The sequence below is a fragment of the Mesorhizobium australicum WSM2073 genome, assembly GCF_000230995.2.
Taxonomy (GTDB): domain Bacteria; phylum Pseudomonadota; class Alphaproteobacteria; order Rhizobiales; family Rhizobiaceae; genus Mesorhizobium; species Mesorhizobium australicum.
In genome coordinates this window covers 6,120,389-6,146,376 of the sequence record NC_019973.1, presented here as the reverse complement: position 1 = coordinate 6,146,376, position 25,988 = coordinate 6,120,389, and the positions used below count along the sequence as shown (strand labels likewise).

Here is a 25,988-nt window from a genome sequence, read left to right as displayed (position 1 = left end):
CGGGGATTCGAGGAAACGACTCAAAGACAAGATCCCGTGGGAAGGCATTTCATCCATGCAGTCCGTTCACATTGTCAGCGCCTATGACGAGGAACTGAAATATCTTTCGAAGCGCATCGCCGCGATGGGTGGGCACGCCGAGCGCATGGTCGAGCAGGCGGTCGCCGCCCTGGTCAATGCCGATCCGGGGCTGGCTCAGAAGGTCATCCGAGACGACGCCGTCCTGGACGAGGGACAGCGTGAGATCGACGACAAGGCGATCATCATTATCGCCAGGCGTCAGCCTATGGCGACTGACCTGCGCGAGATCGTCGGCGCCATCCGCATTTCGGCCGACCTCGAGCGCGTCGGCGACCTCGGCAAGAACGTCGCCAAGCGGGTGGTTGCCGTTACCGACGGCCGGCAGCCGACCAGCCTGTTTCGCGGCCTGGAGGCTCTGGCCAATTTGGCGCTGACCCAGCTGAAGGAAGTCCTCGACGTCTATGCATCGCGCTCAGTCGACAAGATCGGCTTCGTGCGCGACCGTGACGACCAGATCGATGCCATGTACACGTCGCTGTTTCGCGAATTGCTGACCTACATGATGGAAGATCCGCGCAACATCACGCCCTGTACGCATCTGCTGTTCTGCGCCAAGAATATCGAGCGGATCGGCGATCACGCCACCAACATCGCCGAGACCATCTACTATATCGTCACCGGCGACCAGATGCCCGCCGACCGGCCGAAAGGCGACAAGACCGACAAAATCGGCCTCCCCGAGGCGCTGCCGGTGAAGTGAACGCACATCCTCTCGAACGCTTGATCATATTGCGCTAGACTATCCCAAGATAAGCTTGCCGGTTCCCCAGGGAAGGCAACGCTTTCGGGAGGCTGCCATGGAATATGTCCGGGAGTTCAAGGCCTCGCCGCCGACATCGGGCATCATCGCCTGCGGTGTCTATACCGCCGGGCGCCGTATCGCCGATATTCCGATCGAGGAAGCGGGCGAATGGGCCAAGAAGTCGGGACATGTCGTCTGGATCGGGCTGCTTGAGCCTGACCGCGAACTTCTGCTGCGCGTCAAGGCGCAGTTTCATCTCCATGAGCTGGCGATCGAGGATGCCGAGCATCCGCACCAGCGGCCAAAGATCGAGCAATATGGCGATGCGCTGTTCATCGTCGCCCGCACGGCGCAGCTGATCGACGGGCGCGTCACCTTCGGCGAGACACACCTGTTTGTCGGCTCAGGCTATATCGTCAGCGTCAGGCACGGTCCTTCGACATCCTATGCCGCCGTGCGGCAGCACTGGGAAAGCTGCCCGCACTCGCTGGCCAAGGGCGAGGATTTCGTCCTCTATGCCATTCTCGACTTCATCGTCGACAATTACATGCCCGTGCTCGAGCAGATCGAGGATGAGGTCGAGGCGATCGAGGACAAGGTCCTGCTGAAGCCGATGACCGGCCCCGACATCGAACGCCTTTACATGCTGCGCCGCGACCTCCTGCGCCTGCGCAACGCGGCATTGCCCCTGGTGGAAGTCTGTCGCCGGCTGACCAGCGCCGACCTGCCGCAGATCCATTCGGCCATGCACCCGCTGTTCCGCGACGTTACGGATCATATCCGTACCGTCCAGGAGAAGATCGACAGTCTGCGCGAGGTGCTGGCCTTTGCCTTCGAGGCCAGTCTTCTGGTCGGCCAAAGCCAGGAAACGGCGATCTCCAAGAAACTCGCTTCATGGGCGGCCATCCTGGCGGTGCCAACCGCATTCGCCGGCATCTACGGCATGAACTTTACCGACATGCCGGAGCTGAAGATGGCATATGGCTATCCGATGGTGCTGGCCACCATCGCGCTGATCTGCTGCTTCCTGTATTGGCGCTTCAGGAAGAACGGCTGGCTGTGAGGAAGTCGGTAGTGAGTAGTGAGTAGTGATTAGTGAGTAGTCGGTTGTGGGAGCGCTTATTTACTCACTACTCACTACTCACTACTCACTACTCACTCTCAGCGATTGCGCCGCCGCTCCGCCGCCGGCTGGAACGCCACGCGGGCATGGTATTTACAGTAGGGACCGGTTTCAGCGGCTTCGTTGCCGCAGAAATTGAAGTCCTCCGAAAGTGGATCGCCGTTCGGCCATTTGCAGGTGCGCTCGGTCAGTTCGACGAGCTGCAGATGCCGTGAGATCGGCACTACGACGTTCTCGACCGGACGGATGTAGTGCCGCGCCACCGGTTCGGCGTCGAATTGCGTCTGAAGGGCCGTCGCGCCGATCGAAGTCGTGACGTGGCGTGCCGTGCTTGCGGCGCGCGCCACCGATTTCTGGGCGGTCGATCCCTGCGTAGCCTTCTTCTGGCGCGCCGGCGTCGCTGTTGCGCGACCGCGACCCGACAGCTTCAGCCGGTGCACCTTGCCGATGACGGCATTGCGGCTGACCCCTCCAAGCTGCGCAGCAATCTGGCTTGCGCTCAGACCCTCCGACCACAGTTTTCTCAAGAGTTCTACCCGCTCGTCAGTCCAGTTCATGACCGCGCTCCTTATAAGCGTGCGGCAATCAGAATCCATTCCCGACCCAGCACCACTGCTGGGGCAGACACCACATATATCTGGTGATTAGGTCCGCCGCACGAAATCTAGTTATTTCTCGACTACAACTACTCTATGCGCTGACTCGGTGACAAGAGTCCCAAGTGCAACACGAATCGGTTTTTTCGGTTTTCCCCAACTTGCCCGGTCGCTCATGAGCCGGCGTTGCGTCGGGAGCTTGCCGCGCGCCACTACGCGACGTTTTCGTTGACTTCATGGCCGAAAAACACGATAAGCCGCAGAAGGCCGCCGCTTTGGCGGCTTTTTTGATTTTCCGGTACCGGAGACGCATATAATGAGCGGTTCGGCGCTTTACGAGACCTTTGCTCGCGCACCCCTGGCCTTCGACCATGGGGAAGGCACTTGGCTGGTTACCGACAAGGGCGAGCGATATCTTGATTTCGCCGGCGGCATCGCGGTCAACTCGCTTGGCCACGGCCATCCGCATCTTGTCGCGGCCCTCACCGAACAGGCGGCGAAACTCTGGCACGTCTCCAATCTCTATGAGATTCCGGGGCAGAGCAGGCTTGGCGAGCGGCTGGCTGATGCCACCTTCGCCGACAAGGTATTCTTCACCAATTCCGGCGCCGAGGCGCTGGAATGCGCGATCAAGACGGCGCGGCGCTACCACTTCGTCAAGGGACATCCCGAGCGCTTCCGCATCATCACCTTCGAGGGCGCCTTCCATGGCCGCACGCTGGCGACCATCGCGGCAGGCGGCCAGTACAAATATCTCGAAGGCTTCGGACCCAAGGTCGAAGGCTTCGACCAGGTTGGCTTCGACGACATCGACGCCGCCGAGAAGGCGATCACGCCCGAGACCGCCGCGATCCTGATCGAGCCGGTGCAAGGCGAGGGCGGTATCCGCCCAGTACCGACACAGTCGCTCAAGCGGCTGCGGCAGCTCTGCGAACAGCACGGCCTGTTGTTGATATACGACGAGGTCCAGTGCGGCATTGGCCGTACCGGCAAGCTGTTCGCGCATGAGTGGTCCGCGGTGACGCCCGACATCATGGCAATCGCCAAGGGCATTGGCGGCGGCTTCCCGATGGGCGCCTGCCTTGCCACCGACGAGGCGGCCGTCGGCATGACCGCCGGCGTGCACGGCACCACATTCGGCGGCAATCCGCTGGCAATGGCGGTCGGCAACGCCGTGCTCGACGTCGTTCTGGAAGACGGCTTCCTGGAGGATGTCCAGCGCAAGGCGCTGCTGATGAAGCAGGGGCTAGCCTCGATAGCCGACGAATTCCCCGAAATCGTCGAGGATATCAGGGGCACCGGGCTGATGCTCGGCCTCAAATGCGCGATGCCCAACGGCAAGGTGAACATGGCGCTGCGCGACCAGCATTTGCTGGCGGTTCCGGCCGGCGACAACGTCATTCGCCTGCTGCCACCGCTCACCGTCACCGACGCCGAGATTCACGAAGCGCTCAACCGCATCCGCGCCGGCGCCAAGGGCCTGTCGGAGGCGATCGCCTCCGCCGCCGCGAAGTAATCCGGAACCATTCCTGATGTCAGTTCGCCATTTCACTGATCTTTCCACCGTTTCCGAAGGCGATTTGCGCTTCATGCTGGATGATGCGGTGACGCGAAAGGCGCGTCTCAAGGCCGGCGAGCGGACCAAGCCGCTCGAAGGCAAGGTGCTGGCCATGATCTTCGACAAGCCGTCGACGCGCACGCGCGTTTCTTTCGACGTCGGCATGCGCCAGCTCGGCGGCGAGACCATCATGCTGACCGGCACCGAGATGCAGCTCGGCCGCTCCGAGACAATCGCCGACACCGCCAAGGTGCTGTCGCGCTACGTCGATGCGATCATGATCCGCACCACTTCGCATGAGCGGCTGCTGGAGCTGACCGAGAATGCCACCGTTCCGGTGATCAACGGGCTGACCGACGACACCCATCCCTGCCAGCTGATGGCCGACATCATGACCTTCGAGGAGCATCGCGGTCCGGTGGCCGGCAAGACGATTGCCTGGACCGGCGACGGCAACAATGTGCTGCACTCGCTGCTCGAAGCCTCGGCACGGTTCCGCTTCAATCTCAACGTCGCCGTGCCCGAAGGCAGCGAACCGGCGCAGAAGCATATCGACTGGTCCAAGGCGCATGGCGGCAAGCTGCATTTCACCCGCTCGCCCGAGGAAGCCGTCGACCAGGCCGACTGCATCGTCACCGATTGCTGGGTATCGATGGGACAGGAACACCGTGCTCGCGGGCACAATGTCTTCTCGCCCTATCAGGTCAACGCGGCGCTGATGGCCAAGGCCAAGCCGGATGCATTGTTCATGCACTGCCTGCCGGCCCATCGCGGCGAGGAAGTGACCGACGAGGTCATCGACGGGCCGCATTCGGTGGTCTTCGACGAGGCCGAGAACCGGCTCCATGCCCAGAAGGCAGTGCTTGCCTGGTGCCTCGGTGCTTGAAGTGTCTTGGTGCTTGAAGTGTCTTGGGGCTTGAAGTGTCTTGGGCGCCCGAAATGCCCAGGCGCCAGAAATGCCCAGGCGCTTGATCTGCGGCGGCGCGATGCCTATCTGCGCCGCATCACGCAAATCAAGCGCGTTTGGACGCATGTGCCCACCAGGGCCGCATGGCCGCGCCCTGGAGCTTTGTCATGTTGGAAAGCCATCAAGTGACTGAACATCACCCCAAACTCGGCGAGTTCGGCTACGCCGGCGACGATCACGTCGTTCCCTTCGAGGTCGGTCCGCTCGACGTGCGCGGCCGCACGGTCCAGCTTGGGCCGATGCTCGACGCCATCCTTGGCCGCCACGATTATCCCGAGCCGGTCGCCCGCCTGCTGGCGGAAGCCTGCGTGCTGACCGTTCTGCTCGGCACCTCGCTCAAATTCGAAGGCAAGTTCATCCTGCAGACCCGTACCGACGGGCCTGTAGACATGCTGGTCGCGGACTTCTCCACGCCCTCGGCACTGCGCGCCTATGCACGCTTCGATGCGGATCGGCTCGAAGCACTGGTCGCGGCAGGCGAGACGTCCCAGCAGACGCTGCTTGGCAGCGGCGTGCTGGCGCTGACCATCGACCAGGGCGCCCATACCCAGCGCTACCAAGGCATCGTCCAGCTCGACGGCGAAACGCTGGAAGACGCGGCGCGCACCTATTTCCGTCAGTCGGAACAGATCCCGACCGATATCAGGCTCTCGGTCGCCAAGCTGCTGACGCCCGGGATCGGCGGCGCGCGCGAGCAATGGCGCGCCGGCGGCATCCTGGCGCAGTTCCTGCCGCAATCGCCCGAGCGCATGCGCATTCCGGACCTGCCGGGTGGGGACGGCGATCCGCGCGAGGAAGTCCACAATCCGGCCGATAATTCCTGGCAGGAACTCCTGGCCTTGCTCGGCACCATCGAGCCGACCGAATTGATCGACCCGACCATAGGCGCCGAGCGGCTGCTGTATCGTCTGTTCCACGAGCATGGCGTGCGCGTCTTCGGCGGCGTTCCCGTGGCCGACCAGTGCTCATGCTCCCGCGACAAGATCCGTGGCATCCTCGAAGGCTTCTCAGCGCAGGAGATCAAGGACAGCACAGAGGATGGCGGCATCCATGTCGCCTGCGAATTCTGCTCGACGCAGTACGACTTCGATCCGGCCGAGTTTGCGGCTCAGTAAAGCCTTTCCTTCTCCTCGTTCCGCGGGGAGAAGGTGCCCGAAGGGCGGCTGAGGGGCGGCGCGACCGTCGGCGCTCAGTTCACCGTGCGCCTTGTCCCCGGCAGATCGAGCGAGAAGGCCGGGATGGCGATGTCGAACGTCTCGCCGCGCTTGTTGCGCATCGTGTAGCGTCCGACCATGATCCCGGAGGGTGTCGAGAGCGGGCAGCCGGACGTGTACTGATAGCTGTCGCCGGGATTGAGTTCCGGCTGGTCGCCGACAACGCCCGGCCCGCGCACCTCCTCGACCCGGCCGGCACCATCGGTGATGTGCCAATAGCGCGACAGAAGCTGCACGAACTCGTCAGACTGGTTGTCGATCGTTATCTGATAGCCCCAGACGTAGCGGTTCTCTTGGGGATTTGAACGATCCTCCAGATAGAACGGCCTGACCTGCACTTCGATGTTGCGCGTCACGGCGCGGTACATGAGCGGCTCCAAAACAATCCGACGACTTTCGACGCTCGCGGTGAGCAGGTCAACGTGCGCGTCTTGTCGCGCCTGGGATTGAAACGCAGGTGCCGGCAAAGAATGTCATTTAAGTGACACACGACAATGGTGGTGTGCGCGAACCGGGCGACTCGGCCCTCTGTCGAACTGTTGAAAACGGCCGCGACGCGGGCCGACTTCCGGAGTGACCAGATCTCGATGGAACTCACTCTCATATCCGCCTCGCTTTCGACCGCACTCATCCTCTCGAACGCTGCCAGCATCCTGCTTGCCGCTTCACAGCTGAAACGGCGCACCACGATTGCCCCGCCGGCGGGCAGATCGCCGGCGGTGTCGATTGTCGTCCCGTCGCGCGGCGTCGAGCCATTCACACATGAGACGCTGGAACGCGCCTTCGCGCTCGACTGGCCGCGCTACGAACTGATCTTCTGCGTCGCCCATGCCGACGACCCGGTGGTCAAACTGATAAACAGGGCGATTGCCCGGGTTCCGCAGGTGCCGGCCCGGCTGTTGATCGGCGACGACCGTGTCAGTGCCAATCCAAAGCTCAACAATTGCGTCAAAGGCTGGGAAGCGGCGCGCCACGACTGGATCATTCTTGCCGATTCCAACGTTCTGATGCCGAGGGACTATGTCGAGCACATGATGGCGGCGTGGCAGCACGGTACCGGCCTTGTCTGCTCGACGCCGATCGGCTCCAGGCCAGATGGTTTCTGGGCCGACGTCGAATGCGCCTTCCTCAACACATTGCAGGCCCGCTGGCAGTATGCCGGTGCGGCGCTCGGCCTCGGCTTCGCCCAGGGCAAGAGCATGCTGTGGAACAAGCCGATGCTGGACGCCAATGGCGGCATACGCGCGCTGGCCGCCGAGATCGCCGAGGACGCCGCCGCAACCAAGCTGGTGAACGGCCTCGGCCTGCGTGTCAACCTCGTTGCGGCGCCCTTCGAGCAGCCGCTCGGCCAGCGCACGTTTGGCGAGATCTGGTCGCGCCAGGCCCGCTGGGCGCGCCTGCGTCGCGTCACCTTCCCGCTGTTCTTCGCGCCCGAGATCCTGACTGGTGCGGCGGTCCCGCTGGCTCTTGCGCTGATTGCCGCGGCGAGCGCCGGCGTCAGCCTCTGGGCAACCGCGATTGCCGTGCTGGCGGCATTCTATCTTCCGGAATGCGCTCTGGCCCTGGCCAAGGGTTGGCACGTCTCGACGGGCATGATCGCGGCGACGGTCGCGCGGGACGTCATGCTCCCGGCCATCTGGGCGCGCGGCTGGCTCGGCGGCGCCGTCGACTGGCGCGGCAACGCCATGACCATCCGCACCAAGACGGCGGAACTGGAGGAGACGCCATCGAGCGCTTGATCGCTGCTGACGACGCTGCCTGGACGAAACCTATTTGGCGGCCTTCAAGGCTTGCGCGATATCTTCCAGCAGGTCGTCCGTATCCTCCAGGCCGACCGACAGCCTGAGCGTACCGGGCCCGATGCCGAGTTCGGCGCGGGCCTCGTCGCTGAGGTTCTTGTGGGTGGTCGTCGCCGGATGGGTGATCAGGCTCTTGGCATCGCCCAGATTGTTCGAGATCAGCACGATGTCGAGGGCGTTCTGCAGGGCGAAGGCCGCCGGCTTGCCGCCCTTGACGTCGAGGCAGATCAGCGTCGAGCCACCCGACATCTGCTTCTTGACGATATCGGCCTGCGGGTGGTCGGCGCGGCCGGGATAGATGACGCGGGCGATCTGCGGCTGCCCGGCCAGGAAGTCGGCGATCCTGCCGGCGCTCTCGGTCTGCTGGCGCACGCGCAGCGGCAAGGTTTCCAGGCCCTTCAGCAGCGTCCAGGCGTTGAACGGCGACAGGCTGGGACCGGTGTGGCGGAAATAGTCGTGCAGGTTCTCGTCAATCCACTTCTTGTCCGACAAGATGACGCCGCCCAGGCAGCGGCCCTGGCCGTCAATGTGCTTCGTGGCCGAGTAGACGACGATGTGCGCACCAAGCTGCAACGGCTTCTGTTGCAGCGGCGTGGCAAAGACATTGTCGACGACCAGCCGCGCGCCGATCGAATTGGCAAGCGAGGCGACGGCGGCGATGTCGACGACCTCGAGCGTCGGGTTGGTCGGGCTTTCCAGGAAGAACAGCTTGGTGTTCGGCCTGACCGCCTTTTCCCAATTGGCGATCTCGGTGCCGTCGACCAAGGTCGCCTCGATGCCATAGCGCGGCGCCAGCGTCTCGACCACCCAGCGGCAGGAGCCGAACAGCGCGCGCGCGGCCACGATGTGGTCGCCGGCCTTGACGCTGCACAGAAGGGCAGCCGTCACCGCCGCCATGCCCGACGCCGTGGCGCGCGCGTCTTCGGCGCCTTCAAGCGCGCACATGCGCTTTTCGAACATGTCGACGGTCGGGTTGGCGTAGCGCGAATAGATGAAACCAGGCTCTTCGCCCTTGAAGCGGGCCTCGGCGGCCTGCGCCGTCTGATAGACATAACCCTGGGTCAGGTACATCGCCTCGGAGGTTTCGCCGAAGCCGGAACGCAGGGTTCCGCCATGCACGAGTGCCGTCTGAGGTTTCCAGTTGCGCTTCTTGGTGCTCATCGCTTTGTTCCAGACACAAAAAAACCGGCCGCGAAAGTCGCAACCGGTCCATACGGCCTTGCGGCCCGACGGTCCTTTAGCGACTTGTTTAACGTGGCTGCAAGCCGACCGGCCAAATCACCACGGGATAACGACCCTTTAGACCCGCGCCACGCTTGCGTCAATTGCCGGCTTCATTAAGACGTTTGTACCAAGGCAGGTTCCGCAGAAGTGCCCGGCGGTTTTGCGGCAAGATCCTGCAACAAACAAGAACCTGCAACGAAAGAGACCAGTCTTGGGGCGGAGCCAGACTTTGCGGCAGACAGGCATTCTTCCCGATCAGGACATTTCGGCGCTGTTCCGGTCCGGCGCGCTGAAGTCGCCGCGCGCGCTCGATGCCGACCAGATCCAGCCGGCAAGCCTTGATCTCAGATTGGGCGAAAGGGCCTGGCGGGTTCGCGCCTCGTTCCTGCCCGGTCCCAACCACAAGGTGTCGGAAAAGCTCGATCGGCTGCAACTGCACGAGATCAGTCTGACCGAAGGCGCGGTCCTCGAAACCGGCTGCGTCTATATTGTGCCGCTGCTCGAAAGTCTGGCCCTGCCGGCTGACATTTCGGCCTCGGCAAATCCGAAGAGCTCGACCGGGCGGCTCGACATCTTCACCCGCGTCATGACCGATCGGGGCCACGAGTTCGATAAGATCGCCGCCGGCTACAACGGTCCGCTCTATCTCGAGGTCAGCCCGCGCACCTTTCCGATCATCGCGCGCACGGGTTCGCGCCTGTCTCAAATCCGCTTTCGCACCGGCAACGCGCTGCTCTCGGAAGCCGAGTTGCATGAACTGCATCGTGCCGAGATGCTGGTCGCCACGGAGCCACCGAACATTTCCGGCGGCGGCATCGCGCTGTCGATCGACCTCAATGGCGACAAGGATGGGCTGGTCGGCTATCGTGGCAAGCACCACACCGGCCTCGTCGATGTCGACAAGCGCGCTGCGCAGGATGTCCTCGACTTCTGGGAGCCGATCCACAAGAGCCGCGCCGGCGAACTGGTGCTCGATCCCGACGAATTCTACATCCTCGTCAGCCAGGAGGCGGTGCATGTGCCGCCGCTCTACGCCGCCGAGATGACGCCATTCGATCCGCTGGTCGGCGAGTTTCGTGTCCACTATGCCGGCTTTTTCGATCCGGGTTTCGGCCATTCGGCGGCCGGCGGCACCGGCAGCCGGGCGGTGCTCGAAGTACGCAGCCACGAAGTGCCGTTCATTCTCGACCACGGCCAGATCGTCGGCCGGCTGGTCTACGAGCATATGCTGAAGCGACCGCAGGCGCTCTACGGCACCGATCTCGGCTCGAACTACCAGGCGCAGGGCCTGAAGCTGTCGAAGCATTTCCGCGCCGTGCGCTAAGGTCGAAGCTGCCGATCCCCCCACGAGGGGCCTTGTGGAAGAGAAGCCCGGCAGGGCAGAGCGGACGCGAAGGGTTGCTGCCCTCATTCATCCCGCGATCTGTTGAGAGCCGAAGGCGTGACTGGAACCTATTGCTAGATCGGCGGGACAGCGCCCCGCTCTGGCTTGCCAGCCATTCCCCACGAGAGGGGAATCACGCGCTCATGGCTTCAAAGCGCCTTCACCGACACCTTCACCGGCTTTTCGATCTCGAGCGGGTTGCGCAGCGGCAGTCCGAAGTCCCCGGCCTCGATCTCGAACACGTCGCCGGCCTCCGTCTTGATGCCGTCGGCGAAGGATAGCGTCGCGGTGCCGAACATATGCACATGCACGTCGCCAGGCTGGCGGAAGGCCGAATATTTGAAGTGGTGGTGTTCGAGATTGGCGATGGTGTGGGACATGTTCGTTTCACCCGACAGGAAGGGTTTCTCCCACAATGCCTTGCCGTCGCGCAGGATACGCGACGTGCCGCGGATGTCCGAAGGCAGGTCTCCGATCAGGATCTCCGGGCCGAAGGAGGCATTGCGCAGCTTGGAATGGGCTAGGAAGAGATAGTTGACGCGCTCGGTCACATGGTCCGAGAATTCGTTCGACAAGGTGAAGCCGACGCGGAATGGCGCCCCGTCATCGCCGATGACATAGATCCCGGCGACCTCTGGTTCCTCGCCGGCATCCTTGGCAAAGGCCGGTGACATGAGCGCCGCGCCAGGCGCGACTGCCATGGTGCCGTTCCCCTTGTAGAACCATTCCGGCTGCACGCCGACCTGGCCTTTCGCGGGCTTGCCGCCTTCCAGTCCCATGCGGAACATCTTCATGGAATCGGTGAGTTGCTCCTCGCCGTCGGTGCTGAGCTTCTTGTGCATGGAATCGCGCGTCGCGGCCGACCCCAGATGCGTCAGCCCGGTGCCGGTCAAGTGCAGATGCGCCGGGTCGGGGTGGTTGATCGGCGACAGCAGGCGCCCCCGCTTGTAGGCGGCGTCGAGATCGATCGTCTCGCCAAGCCCCTTGCGTTCGATCAGGGCGGCCAGGCCGACGCCGGTGCGGGCAGCCTCCATCGCCAGCGAATAGACGCTGCGCGCCCCGTTGATGATCCGGGTCTTCCCGCCGCTGCGGGCAACGACACGGATCGTCTCGGCGTCGTCGAGAATCTGCGAGATCAGCATGATCAGTCCTCTCTCATTTATCTGTATCCGGCTGCCGATGGGCAAATCCTAACCGGCGCGGCGCGGAAACGCGCCACGGTTGAAACGCTTCGTCCGGATTGCGTTCGCGAGCCTGGTCCTTCCCCGGACTTCTTGGTGCCGACGGGCTGCCGGCAGCCCCGCGATCTAGAACCCGTATGCCTCCTAGTCCTCGCCCCCGGCCCTCAAGCCTTGTTCTTGTTGTAGACGTCGAAGATCACGGCCCCGAGCAGCACCAGGCCCTTGACCACCTGCTGCCAGTCGACATTGACGCCCATGATCGACATGCCGTTGTTCATCACGCCCATGATGAAGCCGCCGACCACCGCGCCGATGACCTGGCCGACGCCGCCCATCGCCGAGGCGCCGCCGATGAAGACGGCCGCGATCACGTCGAGCTCGCTGCCGAGGCCGGCCGCCGGCACGGCCTGGCCGAGACGTGCGGCGATGATCAGCCCGCCGAGCGCCGACAGAACGCCCATATTGACGAACACCCAGAGCGTCAGCCTTTCGGTGTTGATGCCCGACAGTTGCGCCGCCTTGGCGTTGCCTCCCATGGCGTAGATGCGGCGGCCGATGGTCATGCGCTTGGTGACGAAGACGAACAGCGAGATCAGCACGCCCATCACCAGCAGCACGATCGGCAGGCCCCGATAGGTCGCGAACTGGAAGACCAGGAAGAGCGCCAGCGCGCTGCCGACCAGGGTCTTGATGACGAACAGGGTGAAAGGCTCGGCCTCATAACCGTGGAGTTCGCGCTTGCGTCGCGTCCTGAAGCCGAAATAGGCGTAGGCGAGCACCGCGATCAGGCCCAGCACGACTGTCGTCATGTGAAGCGTCAGGCCACTGCCCAAAACGGTCTTGCCGGCCGCGTTCACCGTCGGCGGGATCAGGGTCAGCGGGCCGATCACATCGGGGATGAAACCGGAACTCAGCGCCTTGAAACTGTCGGGAAGCGGGCCGACCGAGGAGCCGCCGCCAAGCAGCGCCTGGCAGATGCCGCGGAAGATCAGCATGCCGGCGAGCGTCACGATGAAGCTTGGTATGCGGTGATAGGCGATCCAGTACCCTTGCGCGCCACCGATCAACCCGCCGACGATGAGGCAGACGATCGAGACAACGAGCGGATTGCTGAATATGCCAAGCGGCCAGATGACCATCATCATGGCGGCAAGCGCGCCGATGAAGCCGGCGACCGATCCTACGCTGAGATCGATGTAGCCGGCGACGATGACCAGCAGCATGCCGAGCGCCATCACGATGATGAACGAGTTCTGCTGCACCAGGTTGCTGAGGTTGACCGGTTTGAACAGCGTTCCCGACGTCGTGTACTGGAAGAACAGCATGATGACGATCAGCGCGATGATCAGGCCGTATTCGCGCAGGTTCGTCGTCAGCGCCGAGACGGCGACGCGAGGACCCTGCTTGACGTCCTCGGCGGTGCCGCTTTGAGGTGCGGGAGCGCTGTCTGTGCTCATGATGCTTTTCCTTCTCCGCGAACAATGGCGCGCATGATTTTTTCCTGGCTGGCGTCGCTTGCCGCCATCTCGCCGACGATGCGTCCTTCGTTCATGACATAGATTCTGTCGGTGATGCCGAGCAATTCCGGCATTTCAGACGAGATGACGATGATCGCTTTGCCCTCGGCAGCAAGGCGAGCGATGATTGTATAGATTTCGTACTTGGCGCCGACGTCGATGCCGCGCGTCGGCTCATCGAGGATCAGGACTTCCGGGTCGGCGAACAGCCATTTCGACAGCACCACCTTCTGCTGGTTGCCGCCAGAGAGGTTGCCGGTCAGCTGATAGACGCTGGAGGCGCGGATATTGGTCTTCTTGCGATAGTCGTTGGCGACGCTCATTTCGCGCATATCGTCGATCACGCCGCCACTGGAAACGCCGCCGAGGTTGGCCAGCGTCACATTGTGCTTGATATGGTCGATGAGGTTCAGCCCGTAGGTCTTGCGGTCCTCGGTGACATAGGCGATGCCGTTCTGCACGGCCTTGCCCACTGTGGAAAGGTCCACGGGCTTGCCGTTGAGCAGCACCTCGCCGCTGATGCGCCGGCCATAGGAGCGGCCGAACAGGCTCATGGCGAATTCGGTGCGACCGGCGCCCATCAGTCCCGCTATGCCGACAACTTCGCCCTTGCGCACCTTGAGGTCGATGCTCTTGATCACTTGCCGTTCGGCATGGATCGGGTGGTAGACGGACCAGTCCTTGACCTCGAAAATGACGTCGCCGATGCTAGGTTCGCGCGGCGGGTAGCGATCGTCGAGGGATCGGCCGACCATCGAGGTGATGATGCGGTCCTCGCTGATGTCCTTCCTCGGCAATGTCTCGATCGTGCGCCCGTCGCGGATCACCGTCACCTTGTCGGCGACGCGGTTCACCTCGTTGAGCTTGTGGGAGATCAGAATCGAGGTCATGCCCTGCCGCTTGAACTCGAGCAATAGATCGAGCAGCGCCTGGCTGTCCTTCTCGCTGAGCGATGCTGTCGGCTCGTCGAGGATCAGCAGCTTCACTTCCTTGCTGAGCGCCTTGGCGATCTCGACCAGCTGCTGCTTGCCGACGCCGATATGGGTGATCAGCGTCTTGGGGTCTTCCTTGAGCCCGACTTTCTTCAAAAGCTCGGCCGTGCGCGCCTCGTTGGCGTCCCAGTCGATGACGCCGTATCTGGCTTGCTCGTTGCCGAGGAAAATGTTTTCGGCGATCGACAGCATCGGCACCAGCGCGAGCTCCTGGTGGATGATGACGATGCCCTTGTGTTCGCTGTCATGAATGCCTTTGAACTGGCATTCCTGGCCCTGAAAGATGATCTGGCCATCATAGGTGCCGGAGGGATAGACGCCCGAAAGCACCTTCATCAGTGTCGATTTTCCGGCGCCGTTCTCGCCGACCACGGCATGGATTTCGCCTTCCTCGACGCGGAGGTTGACGTTCGACAGCGCCTTCACGCCGGGGAACGTCTTGGTGATGTCGCGCATCTCCAAAATCGTCGAGGTCATCAGGGCAAGCTCCTCCTAGACTTTCTTTTTTAGGCGATTCCTGACGGAAAACCGCTGCGCACTTTTCCGGGAATGGCTCTAGGCCGGCAGAGACAATACCGGGGCCGCTTGTGAACGAAAAGGGGCCCTGCGTCGCGCAGGACCCCTGCCTTTGTAACCGGGATTACTTCAGGTCTTCGGCCTTGATGTAGCCGGAGTCGACGACCAGGGCCTGGTAGTTCGACTTGTCGACCTCATGCGGCGTCAGCAGGATCGAGGGAACCACCTTGACGTCGTTGTTGTAGGTCTTTTCGTCGAGGCCTTCCGGCTTGCCGCCGGAGAGCACCTTGTCGACCAGCTGCACCGTGGCCTTGGCCAGTTCGCGGGTGTCCTTGAACACGGTCGAGTACTGCTCGCCCGAGATGATCAGCTTGACCGAGGCGGTCTCGGCGTCCTGACCGGTCACGATCGGCCAGGGCTGTGCGTCGGTGCCGTAACCGACAGCGCGCAGCGAGGCGGTGATGCCGCGCGACAGGCCGTCATAGGGTGACAGAACGCCATCGACGCGGCTGCCGTCCGAGTAGTTGGCCGACAGAAGGTTGTCCATGCGCGCCTGGGCGGTGGCGGCGAGCCAGCGCAGCGTGCCGACCTTGTCCATGCCGGTCTGGCCGGACTTGATCTTGATCGAGCCGTCATCGATCAGCGGCTGCAGGACGGAGATCGCGCCATTGTAGAAGAAGAAGGCGTTGTTGTCGTCGGGCGAGCCGCCGAACAGTTCGACGTTCCACGGCTTGGTGTTCGGGAAACGCTCCTTGAGGCCCTTGACCAGGGAATTTGCCTGGATCACGCCGACGCCGAAATTGTCGAAGGTGGTGTAATAGTCGACATTCTTGGTCTTCTTGATCAGGCGGTCATAAGCGACGACGACGACGCCCGCGTCGTTGGCCTTCTGCAGCGCATCCGACAGCGTGGTGCCGTCGATCGAGGCGATGATCAGCGCCTTCGGACCCTTGGTGATTTCGTTTTCCAGCTGGCTGAGCTGGTTGGGGATGTCGTCCTGCGCGTATTGCAGGTCGACAGTGTAGCCGAGCGCCTCGAGCTGGGATTTGACGGCGTCGCCGTCATTGATCCAGCGTTGCGAGGTCTTGGTCGGCATCAGCACGCCGACAAGACCCTTGTCGGCCGCGTGCGCCTGATAGGTCATGGCAGCGATGCCAAGGGCCGCCACGGCGGCCAGCGTCTTGATAATCTTCACATTACTCTCCCTGGTTGATGGACGCGACACCTCGGGGCTTCGCGGGCCGCGCAGCCAGACAGGAGCGCAAACGCGCCGCTGTCGGCATTATCGATCTCCGGTATCCTCCCAATCGGCTCCGCGACGCAGTTTCAATCGATACGATTTTGATCGCCACCGACCCTTGCGTCCCGGAACGCGCGAAGGGTGGGTCCCTTTGCCATAACTGTCAAATGCGATCTTTGGTGGTTGCTATATCGAAACCGGTATGATCTAGCATCCGGAAAGCAATCGGCGAGAAAGCTGGAGATCATGGCGGCATTGCGCGATCCCGATGCGATTCCAGTAAGTTACGAGAAGCTCCCGGGAGACGGTGAGACACTCCTGCGCAGTGGTTTGAGCTTGCGCCACATGCGCATGATCGCCGCCCTCGACGATCACGGACGGGTGAGCGCCGCGGCCCAGGTCATGAACATCTCCCAGCCGGCCGCTTCGCGCATGATCGCCGAGATGGAGGCGGTGCTCGACGTGAAGCTGTGCGAACGGCTGCCGCGCGGAGTGACCCTCACGCCCTATGGCCAGGCGCTTGCCAGGCGGGCCCGCTCGATCCTGCTCGAGATGCGCGAAGCCGACCGCGAGATTGCCGAGCTCAAGGCCGGCAAGGGCGGTTCGGTGTTCCTCGGCGCCGTGACCGCGCCGGCGATCGAATTGGCGGTGCCGGCGATCCGTGAAATCCGCCGCATCTATCCGCGCATCGAGATCACCATGCAGGTCGAGACGTCGAACGTGCTCGCCCGCGAGCTGATCGCCTCGCGTCACGACTTCATCATCGCCCGCATTCCCGACGACCTCAATCCACGACTGTTCGAATCCCGTGTGATCGGCGTCGAGAAGGCCTGCCTGATCGTGCGCCGCGGCCACCCGCTCGCTGGAGGCAATGTGGTGCGGCTGGAAGACACCGCAGCCTATGACTGGGTCTTCCAGTCGGGCGGTTCGCCCTTGCGTCAGGCGATGGAGAGCAACTTCTTGAACCGCAACATCGCGCTGCCGGACCGGATCTTGAACACCAGTTCGCTGCTGCTCACGCTGGTCATGGTCGCGCAATCCGATGCCATCGCGCCGGTCTCGGTGCAGGTGGCGAAGTTCATCCAGAACCCGGACGGGCTTGCCGGCGCCATCGATGTCGTCCAAACCGAATTCGACATCGAGGTCAGGCCTTACAGCCTGATCACCGTCAGGAATCGCGTACTGTCGCCGGCTGCCAAAATGCTGCATGATTTCATCCTGCGCGAAGTGGGGTGATGGAACGAGAACCGCTGCCGCGCGTTCAAACCGTTCGGCATGCGCGCTGGAGCCCGTTGCGGGCGAGGAAACGAGGTGTCGACGATTAACAACTCGGGAGGTTTTTATGGAACGTCGGTTGTTTCTTACTGGAATGCTTGGCCTCGCGGGGGCAGCGGCGTTTGCGAGCGTGGCCGGACCCGGCCGCGCGGTAGCCGGTGTTCCCCAGGGAAACGGAATTCTTGATGAACTGGACAAGCCGGATCCGGCTGTCTTCGAAGGGGATGACGCGGTCGAGCTGGAGCAGGTCTCGCATCGGGACTGGCATTTTCGCCGCCATCATGGCCACGATGGCTACTGGCGTCGTCGCCACGGGCGTCGCCGCGGCTGGAGACGAGTTTGCCGCAGCTACTGGCGCCATGGCCGCCGCCGTACCCGCTGCTGGCGCGAGCGCGTCTGGCTCCGCGTATGGCTGTAATCGCTTTTTGCTGACGCATAGGCCGGCCACCGCAGGTGGCCGGCACCTGTGTTCAGGCTCTTTAAGTCCGGCGTTGATTACCCAACTGTAACGTTTTTGGGACTCGCACTTTTGCCTAGCTGCCGCCGAATCGGCGGAACCATATAAGCCTTTGTCCGTTGAAGCCTGTTTAAAGCGGAGCTTTGACCATGCCGAGGGACCATCAAGAAGAACGGCATTCTGCAATCAAGATCATGCGTGCCGCGGAGAAGCGGCACGCATGAAGGGCGTCGCCATACTGACCGAAGCCCGCAGCGGCTCCGAATGGCTTGGCAGTCTCACGAACAGCACGGGATTGTTGGGCAAGTCGGCCGAGTGGCTCGACACCGCCAATCTGGGGTGCAAGCCGAAATCCTTCGATGACCTGATGTCCGCCGTGATCGATCGCGGCGGAACCGCAAACGGCACGTTCGCCGTGAAACTGTTTCCGCGGCATCTTCACTGGTCGCAGGCCAGATATGGAGTTGACTTCCTCGCTGAATGCAGCCGGCGCCATGCCATGGGCTTGGTCCTGCTGGAGCGGCGGGACCGCCTTCGCCAGGCGATTTCCTATTGCCGGGCAAAGGCGTCGGGGCATTGGAAAAGCACGATGGACGGCGCCGATCTGGTTCCGCGATACGACTTCGCCGGCATCTGCCAGGCCTATTTCCTGATCGAGCAGAGCTATGCTTTCTGGGAAGCTTACCTGCGGCTGGCCGATCTGGCCTACGATCACTTTTTTTATGAGGATCTGTTGGACGATCCTCGGCCGTACGTCGCGTCGGTGGCCCGGCAGTTGTCGGTTGAAATGCCGGACGGAGGGTTCGAGACGAATTTACGCCTGCAGCGGGACGATCTCACCGAAGATTGGGCGGAGCGGTTCCGCAACGACGTCAAATCGGAAGACCTCCTGGCGCATCTGCCCAGAAAGGTGGCGCCGCGGAACATCAACAACCTCGCCCGGTTCCTCCTCAAGAAGCAGATGCTAACCGGACAAGCCTAGGCGAATCCCGATAGTGCTGCCAATCGGACAGGGGCCGGGCTAGGCAATCGGCTTTTCGCATCAGACTTGTGGGGCGACAAGGTATCCTGGACAGACGCCGTATAAAAATCAACAGGTTAGCTCCCTGTAGCGTCATTTTCATGGACTGATTTGGCCACAAAAGATTGGACGTTCGTCCCAAGGCGCCAACAATTAATGGACTCGCGACGGACCTGGCCCGTCACTACCTTCTGTACGGTGCGATCGTATCAAACGCGTGCTGAATCTGAGGGCGCAAATGCTCGATGAGCTGAGAGATGTGATGCTGCAAATGTGAATTTTCTGCTGCAGCGTGCTGCTTGTCGAGGTCGCGCAACTGCTGAAGAAGTTCAGCATGACGAACACGCGCCTTCTCGATCTTTGCCAGCGTCAAACGACTCATTCCGGCGAGTCGCAATGGATTCAACGAAACGAGCGAGTCCTCGAGATGACCAAGCTTGTTATAGGTATCCATAGATGTTTCCTTGCTGTTGATAGGCAAATAATCCTATCTTCGAGGTCGAAAGTCAAGGAAATCGGGGAAGTGGCTCATCTAGCGTGCAGGACGCACTGTCGCTATCAATCGGCTATGCTATCAGTCGGCTATGCTCTGAACGGGCTTTGATCCCCACTTACACGGCTGACCTACAAGAGATCGCAGCGACAAGGCGCAACTTTCGAGCCAGTTAAAAGTTGGCTCGTGGGATGAAGTTTGGCCATCCAATGCACAACTTTGGCTGACAGTTGCCCTTCCACCCGAACGAATGCCCATCGTTGATTCCGGCCACAAAGCTCGAAATTTGTCATCAGCAAGAGCGAACTTCCTTTCGGAGGCCGAACTCGAGATAACCAGCGTCGCATCAGTTGCGGATTGCTTGGCCTGATACTCCACCGACAGACGAACCCGTCCTCCGATCCCGAGAATTATCGCGTTGCTCTCCCCCTCGACCCAACGCAGGCCATGGCCATATCTCGACGTCAAAAAATACGCTCTCATTGCCCTGAAGAACTGATCGGCTAGATCACTGCTATCCGAAGAGACAGGCACCACACGGGCGACGTCGGATCTACGGACGATCGTCACGCCAATTTGACGGGTGCTGAAAGCAATTGAAATCCCCAGAGATTGGAGTCTGGCTGGCAGCTTGCAAACAGGGCATTGCAAGCGCTCAGCCAAGACTTTTGCGGGGACAAAGTCGCTTGCGAACCTCTCAAGCGACTGAACGTCGACGGCCCAGGCTTTGCCGCCTTTCTCCAGGCCGTGAATTATACGCAGCTTGACCAAATTCTTGATGACATTCGGCTGAACGCAAAGACGCGCAGCAGCCTGTTCGGCGGTCACATACCCATCGTCGAGAGCTGTCCGTCTGATCCGGTGAACCGATGGCTGAGGCACAAGGATTGCGGAGAAACCATTCTTGGTTAAATCCAATCCCGATATTGGCAACTGCCCGGTTAGTACTTGCCTTGCGACGGTCGGATAGGAGCATAGCATCTTCCGTTGATATTGCTCCAACGTCAGGCCTGCTGTAGGCACTCCAGCAGTGGGATACCGGGCACTCAATTGATCGATCAGCGAGTGTATCGCCTCCACGTCGTATTTCGCCGGATTGCCGGCACAGCCCTTAATAAGGGGTTGGATGAGCTGAGAATCCCGAAGGGTCGCAAGGCGCTTGTCGCTGACGCCGAGCAATTCTGCTGCAGTCTCTGGACTGCAGGCCCTCGTCGCCATATTGGCAATCGCGTCGGCGTTCAGATCCCGACAGGTTAGCTGACCACACGCGACTGCAAGTTGCCGAACTGCAGATGATCTTAGCCTAAGGGATTTCGCGATGACGTCTACGCCGCGATCAAATTCGGCATTGATTTGAACACGCTTCCGCCGCGCCGGAGGCCTCAACTCGCCGAGAAGCGCTCGAATGCAATCCCGCAGTGGGGCGATGCCTTTATGATGGATCTGGTTCCTCATTGGCGATTCGAGCCAACCGAGTACGTGAGTTGGCTTTCGCGAGGTAAGTTTTCCATCGATGAAAAAGCGGCCGGCCCGAATATATTCGCTGCACAAGTCGATCAGCGATCTGCCATCCAGTAAGAAGCAAAGCCCTCGATCAGCGGCTTGTTGCGTCGACTGGGTGCGGTCAGCGTCTGGCTTGCGCGATCGCCAGCCCACTTGGATCATGTCTCCAATGACGGCGCTGAGAAAGATCGCATCGGTGAGTTCCATGGCGTCGAGCAATGCCACCCGTACGCGCGGAAGGACCCCCAAACGACCAGCCAGATATTGCGCTAGCCCAATTTTCGCGAGATTGCTTGTCGCCGGCGTCCGCATGGCGTTCGCCGAGTAGCCCTGGGCCCACACCATACCATTTTTCTCGACCGACATCTCCTGGCCATGAAACGGACAGTGTGAAATTGCCAGGATGTCGAACCAGAACCTGTGATGCGACGATTCTTCGAGGCATTTGGCACAGTACCGGCGATGTCGCGTCGACCAGTCGCGACCGACTCTGAGACGCTCTCCGCGAATGTAGACTGATCCACGATCACCCAGCACCGGCGTTGCGTCGCGTAAGATATCGAGCCCGGGAATAGGAAGCTCCGCACAGAAGCTCAGCATCTCCTGGGGTTTAATGTTTCGCCCATTGATGCCAAGAGCCATGGCAAAGGGTCGTATTGATACTTGGCCGTTTAGCGCGGCTAGTCTCAGGAAGAACCCGTGTGCGGGTTCATCGGCAAGAGGCTGAATACCCCAGCGGCTGATAACAGGCACGAGCCTTTCTGAATCGACTCGGTCAAGCATGCGCAACGCTCCTCTTGGAGAGCGAGCGTTGCGCGGATGACAAGAGCAGTTCGGTCTTCTCGACCGGCTTCAAGCTCCAATCATCGACAAAGGGATTAAAGGTTGTCTTTGGTGGCTTGATGGCGCTGTAAGCCATCGCGAGATGCTCGAACGTCACGTGCTCGCAGCCGTCGTTGATCGCGAGACATCCCGCTTGGAACAGGAAGTTCTTTAGCTTGCCGATGGTCCCGTCGGAAACCCAATGAAGACGCTGTGCGAGGGCGACTGATCCTAAGCCTGACTTTTCGCGAAAGGGCAAGCCGTCGTCGAACATGTCGCACAGGAGGCGAAACGACTTCCTCTCGTCATCACTATCCCATGTGTAGGGATGCAGGTGGGCATGTTGCAAGCCGCCGCGCCCGACAAGCTGCTTGTCGTTGGCCAGAATTTGATAGGTCTCTGGAAGGCCGATGCAGATGATGTTGAGAGTGTCGAGATTAAGGATTTTACGAAGCAGGCGCTTCACGTCCACCGCCAAACGAATATTCCGGCTGTCGCACACGTCTTGGAACTCATCAAAGATCAAAAGTTGCACCTGATGATATTTCAGCCCCTCGAGGATGTTGTTGGTCAGCAGGGCATTGTTCATGCGCTGGGAGTGAAGCATGCCGAGAGCGTTGGCGAGGTTCTCGAGGACAGGTCTCATGCCTCCCGTCGGTGCCGTTTCGACCAAGAGAACTGGAAAGATCATTCCCTTTTCGCCTTCTGCGGGTGGAAATCGCCGGACATACGCCGACGCGGCAAAGGATTTACCGGTCCTGCTATCTCCCACGATCGCGGACACGCACCCCGTATCGTGGACGCCGCCTTTGACCGGCATGTGAAATCGCGCCAAAGCTTCCAACCCTTCGACGAGCCGGTCGTGATTGATGATCAGCTTCTTGAGGATTGACTGCCGCTCTGCCGCAGGCAGTTGTGCGGTTCTTAGCCGGTCAGACGTTTCGCCCATCTGATACGCTCCATGCTTTACGCTTCTTGAACTCTTCCAAATCTTCCATTTCGTCGAGCGACTTGCCCGCAGTTTCCGACCCGAGGCTTACGAAATTCGTCTTGATTGCCGCCCCTTCGACTTCTTGAGTCTGTTGTGCCGTGGCCGGAGCCGTAGGCTGACTGGACAGCGAAGCTGCGAGCGGCCGCGAGGTCTCCAAGAGCGGTAGATCCGACCCAAGGAAATCTGACGCAGCCGTATCCGGGACGGTTACGACGTGACTTGCCAAACGGTAGGCTGACTCCTTCTGCAAAAACCGCGCGAGCTTCTTCTGGACCGTCTTTGGGCGTTTGCCGAGGAGGCGTGCCACGAGGTCAATCAATTCGGCACGAACGCGCACCAAAGCATGGATGTCTACGCTTCCTCGCATTTGTTCTCTGGCCCGTGCGAGGATGACACGATGCTGGTGAAGCGTAACGCTTGATGCATACTGGTGATGTGCAGCGGTCGCCGGCACACGGATGATTTCACCAGCGTGGTGATTGACCACACTGATCTCCCCCAACCGATAAGGATCGCGTGCAATCCTATATTTGGTCGAGACTCGTCCTTCTCGCCTCAGCCCATGCCGCGGGTCTGTCAGTAGCGCTGACAATTCTGGGCTCTCATATTTGATGTAGTCCCAAGCTATGCCCTCGCGTTGTACGGTTCGGTACTGCGTGTCTCCAGCGAGCGACGTGAACAAGTCTCGGTTGGGTGGAAGAGATGCCGGACATTTTGCTGCAAGCTCGTTCCACACCTTCGACGGGATGTCGCCGTGACCACGAATGACCCCCAGACCCTTCGTTATGCGTTGGTGATAATCGTCACAGATCCACTTCGTGATAACGCCTTCGAGTTCAGGAAGTGTCAGAGTCGCCGTGCCAAGGTTCTCATAATCTCGTCTCGCGAGGACGTTCTCCAACGTGGTTCCGGGCAGGAGGTGTAGAAGGCCCACCCCCATCGATCGGAAGAACCTTTCTAACGCTCCCTTCATCCAAGGAGACCGTCGCGGTAGTCGCTCGATATTGATACCAAGCTCTCGCCCGGCCTCGGCGATGTTGTTGCCTATGAAATGGAAGGCGTTGTCGACCCAGAGGTTCTCGATGCGCCCATAGCAGGGCCAATCGCTGGATACTCCTGCCAGGCTGTCCGGTGACTTCGGATAGATTGCATGTCGCAACCCCTCGAGGAATGAAGCGTAACTTGGCGCTTCGAAGCCGATCGAAAAGCCGGCGATCATCGCCGTTGCCCGGTCCCGAAACACTACCACATCAGGACGTCCGAAAATGCAGCCGCGCTCTCCGTCGACGACGATCACGTCAAGGGTGCAGTGGTCAACCTCGACGTCCTCATATGGCCTCGCGGGTCGAGGACGTGTGGAGTAGGTCCGATTATTATTGGCAGCAAAATGCGGGCCGCGCTTATAGTGGTCGCGGGTCTGCCTATCAATCTGGGCGCATCTACGCTGGAAGGTTCTTTCGGAGGGCGGTACCAGGCTCCCGTCTGACGCTAGGAACTTCGAAGGTAGGGTGCTCTTGTCGAGCGATGGTCCGACCGTTTCGTCAAACTCACGAATGGCTTCGCAAACTTTTGCGTATGCCGTGCCCTTGGTCATGCGGTTGACTGAGAGCCATAACTCTATCCCGCATTGTATGGCGTCTTCCTGCCAAGTCGGCAGATGCGGTCCTCGTCTTCCCTTGAGATAGTGACGATCAGAATAGGCGGCAGTGCCAAAGTGCTCGCCGAACTGCTCCGCTTCGTCAAGCCACGAAAGGACCGTTGTGAATCCGGGCGCTTTCTCGCCACGTCGCGACGCCAGGTCTTTGATGACGGGTTTAAGTATCGATCTGGACCGCCGGAGATGGTCGCCGAGCTTGCGGCACTCGTCTACGTAGGCATGCTTTCGAAGATTCTGGCCGTGAGTTGTCTCACTTGTCAACAACGGCGACCGGGGGACGGGGACCGACTTGGCCCCTGCAGCCATACGTTCGACCACAAAGTCCCCTGCCGACATGAGCCCCCCGATCTGCGCGTCCGAAAGGAGAGCTGGGCGTGCGTTCTGCCGGTCGATGAAAACCCACTGATCTCCTAGGCGCTGCTGCACGAAATAATGGCGGTCATGCATCTTGATCTCGGAGAAAAGTGGGATCTCAAAAAATCGCACTCCCGCGGGCGTGTTCAATGCGGATCCCAATTCTCGCGCCGCCTCTCTTCCGTTCATCGAGAAAGCGCCTCAGAAAATGTGGACGTTTCGCTCACGGGCTGCGCCAGATCGAACTGGGCCTTACCTCGGTAAACCAGCGCCATAAGAGTGGCGAAGACCGATGCCTTCGGCGCCAGCATGATGCGATACAATTCTCCGAGCGTGTGTGGGCGAAGCCGGATTGCATCGCCAAGACGGAGTGCCAGGTCAGGGTCGTCGGCTCCGCGTGCGCGGCTGACGATGACCTTGCAGTTCGAAAGTCGCGGCTCCTTCCGGATGTCGAACTCCGTCAGCACGCAGAAGCGAATACCGTGATCATACCAATATGCTTCGCGGATCAGATGCTCCTTCTCGGCCCAGTTCGTCTTTGCCCGGAGAGCCGCTGCCTTTCCCTCAAGCACCACGATTTCGCCGTAAGTTGTTCGGGCGACGACGTCTGGAGTGTAAGTGCGCCGTTGGAAATGACCCTGTTCCGCAGGAGCGAAGTAAACGAGGGAGTGTGCCTCAAGCGCGAAACTCTCAAATGAGGGGTCCGCTTCCAGCAGAGTGTGGAGATCACGCTCCAGCAACGATCCGTGCTGACGAGAACCCAACAGCTTTGATGCGCACGACATCCCGACGATCAATCCGCGGCGACTAAACCTCAGAGGCTGGCGCATTCGGGATGGGGCCTCACAAAGCCCGAAATATTCGGGCGTGATCGAGGATCGCGGCCGCATTCAGCCTCCTGTTGTCTTTGCCACCTCCGCACCTTGTTGCTTCGCGGCGGGTGAGTTTCCCTGGGTTAAGATTTTTGTCCAAACGATGTCAAATGATTTCATAAGGTCGACTTTTTAAAAGCCGATGTAAAGAATTGCTGGACAGACAATGCCGTCCATAGATATCCGGAATTAACCAAGTAAGGTTATCGTTAATAGAAATTTATACTTGCAACGGCGCATAAATGTGGTAGGAGTCGGCCCGACAACATGGATTATTGAAATGGAATGCGACTTTCAGGAATATCCTTTGCTGGGGCCGGCTTCCGGCCGCCTGCCATGGCGACGACAATTCACTGAGGTGGGCACAGGCGCGCTGTCGGGGCACTTAGGCCGCTTCACGCTGCGCGGA

22 protein-coding genes and 1 riboswitch are annotated in these 25,988 nt (G+C 60.8%); of the genes, 10 read left to right on the top strand and 12 right to left on the bottom strand.

From position 1 onward, the window contains the following. Positions 1–55: 55 nt before the first annotated feature. Together phoU and MESAU_RS29300 are read left to right on the top strand one after the other, a co-directional pair. Positions 56–781 carry a phosphate signaling complex protein PhoU gene (phoU, locus tag MESAU_RS29305; protein WP_015319295.1) on the top strand — a complete coding sequence of 242 codons (726 nt, stop codon included), beginning with the start codon at positions 56–58 and terminating at the stop codon, positions 779–781. Positions 782–878: 97 nt separating this feature from the next. Next, entirely contained in the window at positions 879–1,886 is a 1,008-nt protein-coding gene (locus tag MESAU_RS29300; RefSeq protein ID WP_015319294.1) for a magnesium and cobalt transport protein CorA, read from the top strand. A gap of 98 nt (positions 1,887–1,984) precedes the next feature. Here the strand turns inward: MESAU_RS29300 and MESAU_RS29295 are convergent, their stop codons facing one another. Then, entirely contained in the window at positions 1,985–2,503 is a 519-nt protein-coding gene (locus tag MESAU_RS29295; protein WP_015319293.1) for a GcrA family cell cycle regulator, read from the bottom strand. Between the two features lie 355 nt (positions 2,504–2,858). Here MESAU_RS29295 and MESAU_RS29290 point away from each other — a divergent pair, with 355 nt between their 5' ends. From MESAU_RS29290 to MESAU_RS29280, 3 genes are all read left to right on the top strand, one after another. Then, a complete protein-coding gene (locus MESAU_RS29290; RefSeq protein WP_015319292.1) occupies positions 2,859–4,058 on the top strand; it encodes an aspartate aminotransferase family protein in 1,200 nt (399 codons plus the stop codon). A 16-nt stretch (positions 4,059–4,074) separates the two neighbouring features. Beyond that, positions 4,075–4,986, top strand: a complete 912-nt coding sequence (gene argF / locus MESAU_RS29285) for an ornithine carbamoyltransferase (protein ID WP_015319291.1) — start codon at positions 4,075–4,077, stop codon at positions 4,984–4,986. Between the two features lie 164 nt (positions 4,987–5,150). Then, positions 5,151–6,182, top strand: a complete 1,032-nt coding sequence (locus tag MESAU_RS29280; RefSeq protein WP_015319290.1) for an Hsp33 family molecular chaperone — start codon at positions 5,151–5,153, stop codon at positions 6,180–6,182. A gap of 74 nt (positions 6,183–6,256) precedes the next feature. Here the strand turns inward: MESAU_RS29280 and apaG are convergent, their stop codons facing one another. Beyond that, positions 6,257–6,649, bottom strand: a complete 393-nt coding sequence (gene apaG / locus MESAU_RS29275; protein WP_015319289.1) for a Co2+/Mg2+ efflux protein ApaG — start codon at positions 6,647–6,649, stop codon at positions 6,257–6,259. Between the two features lie 219 nt (positions 6,650–6,868). Here apaG and MESAU_RS29270 point away from each other — a divergent pair, with 219 nt between their 5' ends. Then, positions 6,869–8,020 (top strand): ceramide glucosyltransferase, encoded by a 1,152-nt coding sequence (locus MESAU_RS29270; protein ID WP_041163566.1) that lies wholly within the window; start codon positions 6,869–6,871, stop codon positions 8,018–8,020. A 30-nt stretch (positions 8,021–8,050) separates the two neighbouring features. Here MESAU_RS29270 and MESAU_RS29265 read toward each other — a convergent pair whose 3' ends face one another. Continuing rightward, positions 8,051–9,241 carry an O-succinylhomoserine sulfhydrylase gene (locus MESAU_RS29265; RefSeq protein ID WP_015319287.1) on the bottom strand — a complete coding sequence of 397 codons (1,191 nt, stop codon included), beginning with the start codon at positions 9,239–9,241 and terminating at the stop codon, positions 8,051–8,053. A 56-nt stretch (positions 9,242–9,297) separates the two neighbouring features. Then, positions 9,298–9,375: riboswitch (SAM riboswitch) on the bottom strand. Between the two features lie 158 nt (positions 9,376–9,533). On the opposite strand from MESAU_RS29265, the gene MESAU_RS29260 reads away from it, so the two are divergent. Beyond that, a complete protein-coding gene (locus tag MESAU_RS29260; RefSeq protein WP_015319286.1) occupies positions 9,534–10,628 on the top strand; it encodes a 2'-deoxycytidine 5'-triphosphate deaminase in 1,095 nt (364 codons plus the stop codon). A gap of 209 nt (positions 10,629–10,837) precedes the next feature. Here the strand turns inward: MESAU_RS29260 and araD1 are convergent, their stop codons facing one another. From araD1 to chvE, 4 genes are all read right to left on the bottom strand, one after another. Further along, positions 10,838–11,830, bottom strand: a complete 993-nt coding sequence (gene araD1 / locus MESAU_RS29255) for an AraD1 family protein (RefSeq protein ID WP_015319285.1) — start codon at positions 11,828–11,830, stop codon at positions 10,838–10,840. Positions 11,831–12,033: 203 nt separating this feature from the next. Then, entirely contained in the window at positions 12,034–13,326 is a 1,293-nt protein-coding gene (mmsB, locus tag MESAU_RS29250) for a multiple monosaccharide ABC transporter permease (protein ID WP_015319284.1), read from the bottom strand. Continuing rightward, a complete protein-coding gene (gene mmsA / locus MESAU_RS29245; RefSeq protein WP_015319283.1) occupies positions 13,323–14,855 on the bottom strand; it encodes a multiple monosaccharide ABC transporter ATP-binding protein in 1,533 nt (510 codons plus the stop codon). The genes mmsB and mmsA overlap by 4 nt, the downstream gene beginning before the upstream one ends. Positions 14,856–15,018: 163 nt before the next feature. Beyond that, the gene (gene chvE / locus MESAU_RS29240) at positions 15,019–16,089 is read right to left on the bottom strand and encodes a multiple monosaccharide ABC transporter substrate-binding protein (protein WP_015319282.1); all 1,071 of its coding nucleotides are present in this window, start codon (positions 16,087–16,089) and stop codon (positions 15,019–15,021) included. A 291-nt stretch (positions 16,090–16,380) separates the two neighbouring features. On the opposite strand from chvE, the gene MESAU_RS29235 reads away from it, so the two are divergent. From MESAU_RS29235 to MESAU_RS29225, 3 genes are all read left to right on the top strand, one after another. Then, positions 16,381–17,370 (top strand): LysR family transcriptional regulator, encoded by a 990-nt coding sequence (locus MESAU_RS29235; RefSeq protein ID WP_015319281.1) that lies wholly within the window; start codon positions 16,381–16,383, stop codon positions 17,368–17,370. A gap of 106 nt (positions 17,371–17,476) precedes the next feature. Further along, positions 17,477–17,827 carry a hypothetical protein gene (locus tag MESAU_RS30865; RefSeq protein ID WP_083883123.1) on the top strand — a complete coding sequence of 117 codons (351 nt, stop codon included), beginning with the start codon at positions 17,477–17,479 and terminating at the stop codon, positions 17,825–17,827. Positions 17,828–18,086: 259 nt separating this feature from the next. Beyond that, complete coding sequence (locus MESAU_RS29225) at positions 18,087–18,848, top strand: Stf0 family sulfotransferase (RefSeq protein WP_015319279.1); 762 nt, start codon at positions 18,087–18,089, stop codon at positions 18,846–18,848. A 223-nt stretch (positions 18,849–19,071) separates the two neighbouring features. Here the strand turns inward: MESAU_RS29225 and MESAU_RS29220 are convergent, their stop codons facing one another. From MESAU_RS29220 to MESAU_RS29200, 5 genes are all read right to left on the bottom strand, one after another. Next, a complete protein-coding gene (locus tag MESAU_RS29220) occupies positions 19,072–19,341 on the bottom strand; it encodes a hypothetical protein (protein WP_015319278.1) in 270 nt (89 codons plus the stop codon). Positions 19,342–19,461: 120 nt separating this feature from the next. Continuing rightward, the gene (locus MESAU_RS29215) at positions 19,462–21,666 is read right to left on the bottom strand and encodes a TniQ family protein (RefSeq protein WP_015319277.1); all 2,205 of its coding nucleotides are present in this window, start codon (positions 21,664–21,666) and stop codon (positions 19,462–19,464) included. After that, positions 21,659–22,654, bottom strand: a complete 996-nt coding sequence (locus MESAU_RS29210; protein ID WP_015319276.1) for a TniB family NTP-binding protein — start codon at positions 22,652–22,654, stop codon at positions 21,659–21,661. The genes MESAU_RS29215 and MESAU_RS29210 overlap by 8 nt, the downstream gene beginning before the upstream one ends. After that, positions 22,638–24,896 (bottom strand): Mu transposase C-terminal domain-containing protein, encoded by a 2,259-nt coding sequence (locus MESAU_RS29205; RefSeq protein ID WP_015319275.1) that lies wholly within the window; start codon positions 24,894–24,896, stop codon positions 22,638–22,640. Before MESAU_RS29205 ends, MESAU_RS29210 begins: the two co-directional genes overlap by 17 nt. Next, entirely contained in the window at positions 24,893–25,597 is a 705-nt protein-coding gene (locus MESAU_RS29200) for a PDDEXK family nuclease (protein WP_015319274.1), read from the bottom strand. The genes MESAU_RS29205 and MESAU_RS29200 overlap by 4 nt, the downstream gene beginning before the upstream one ends. Between the last annotated feature and the right edge of the window lie 391 nt (positions 25,598–25,988).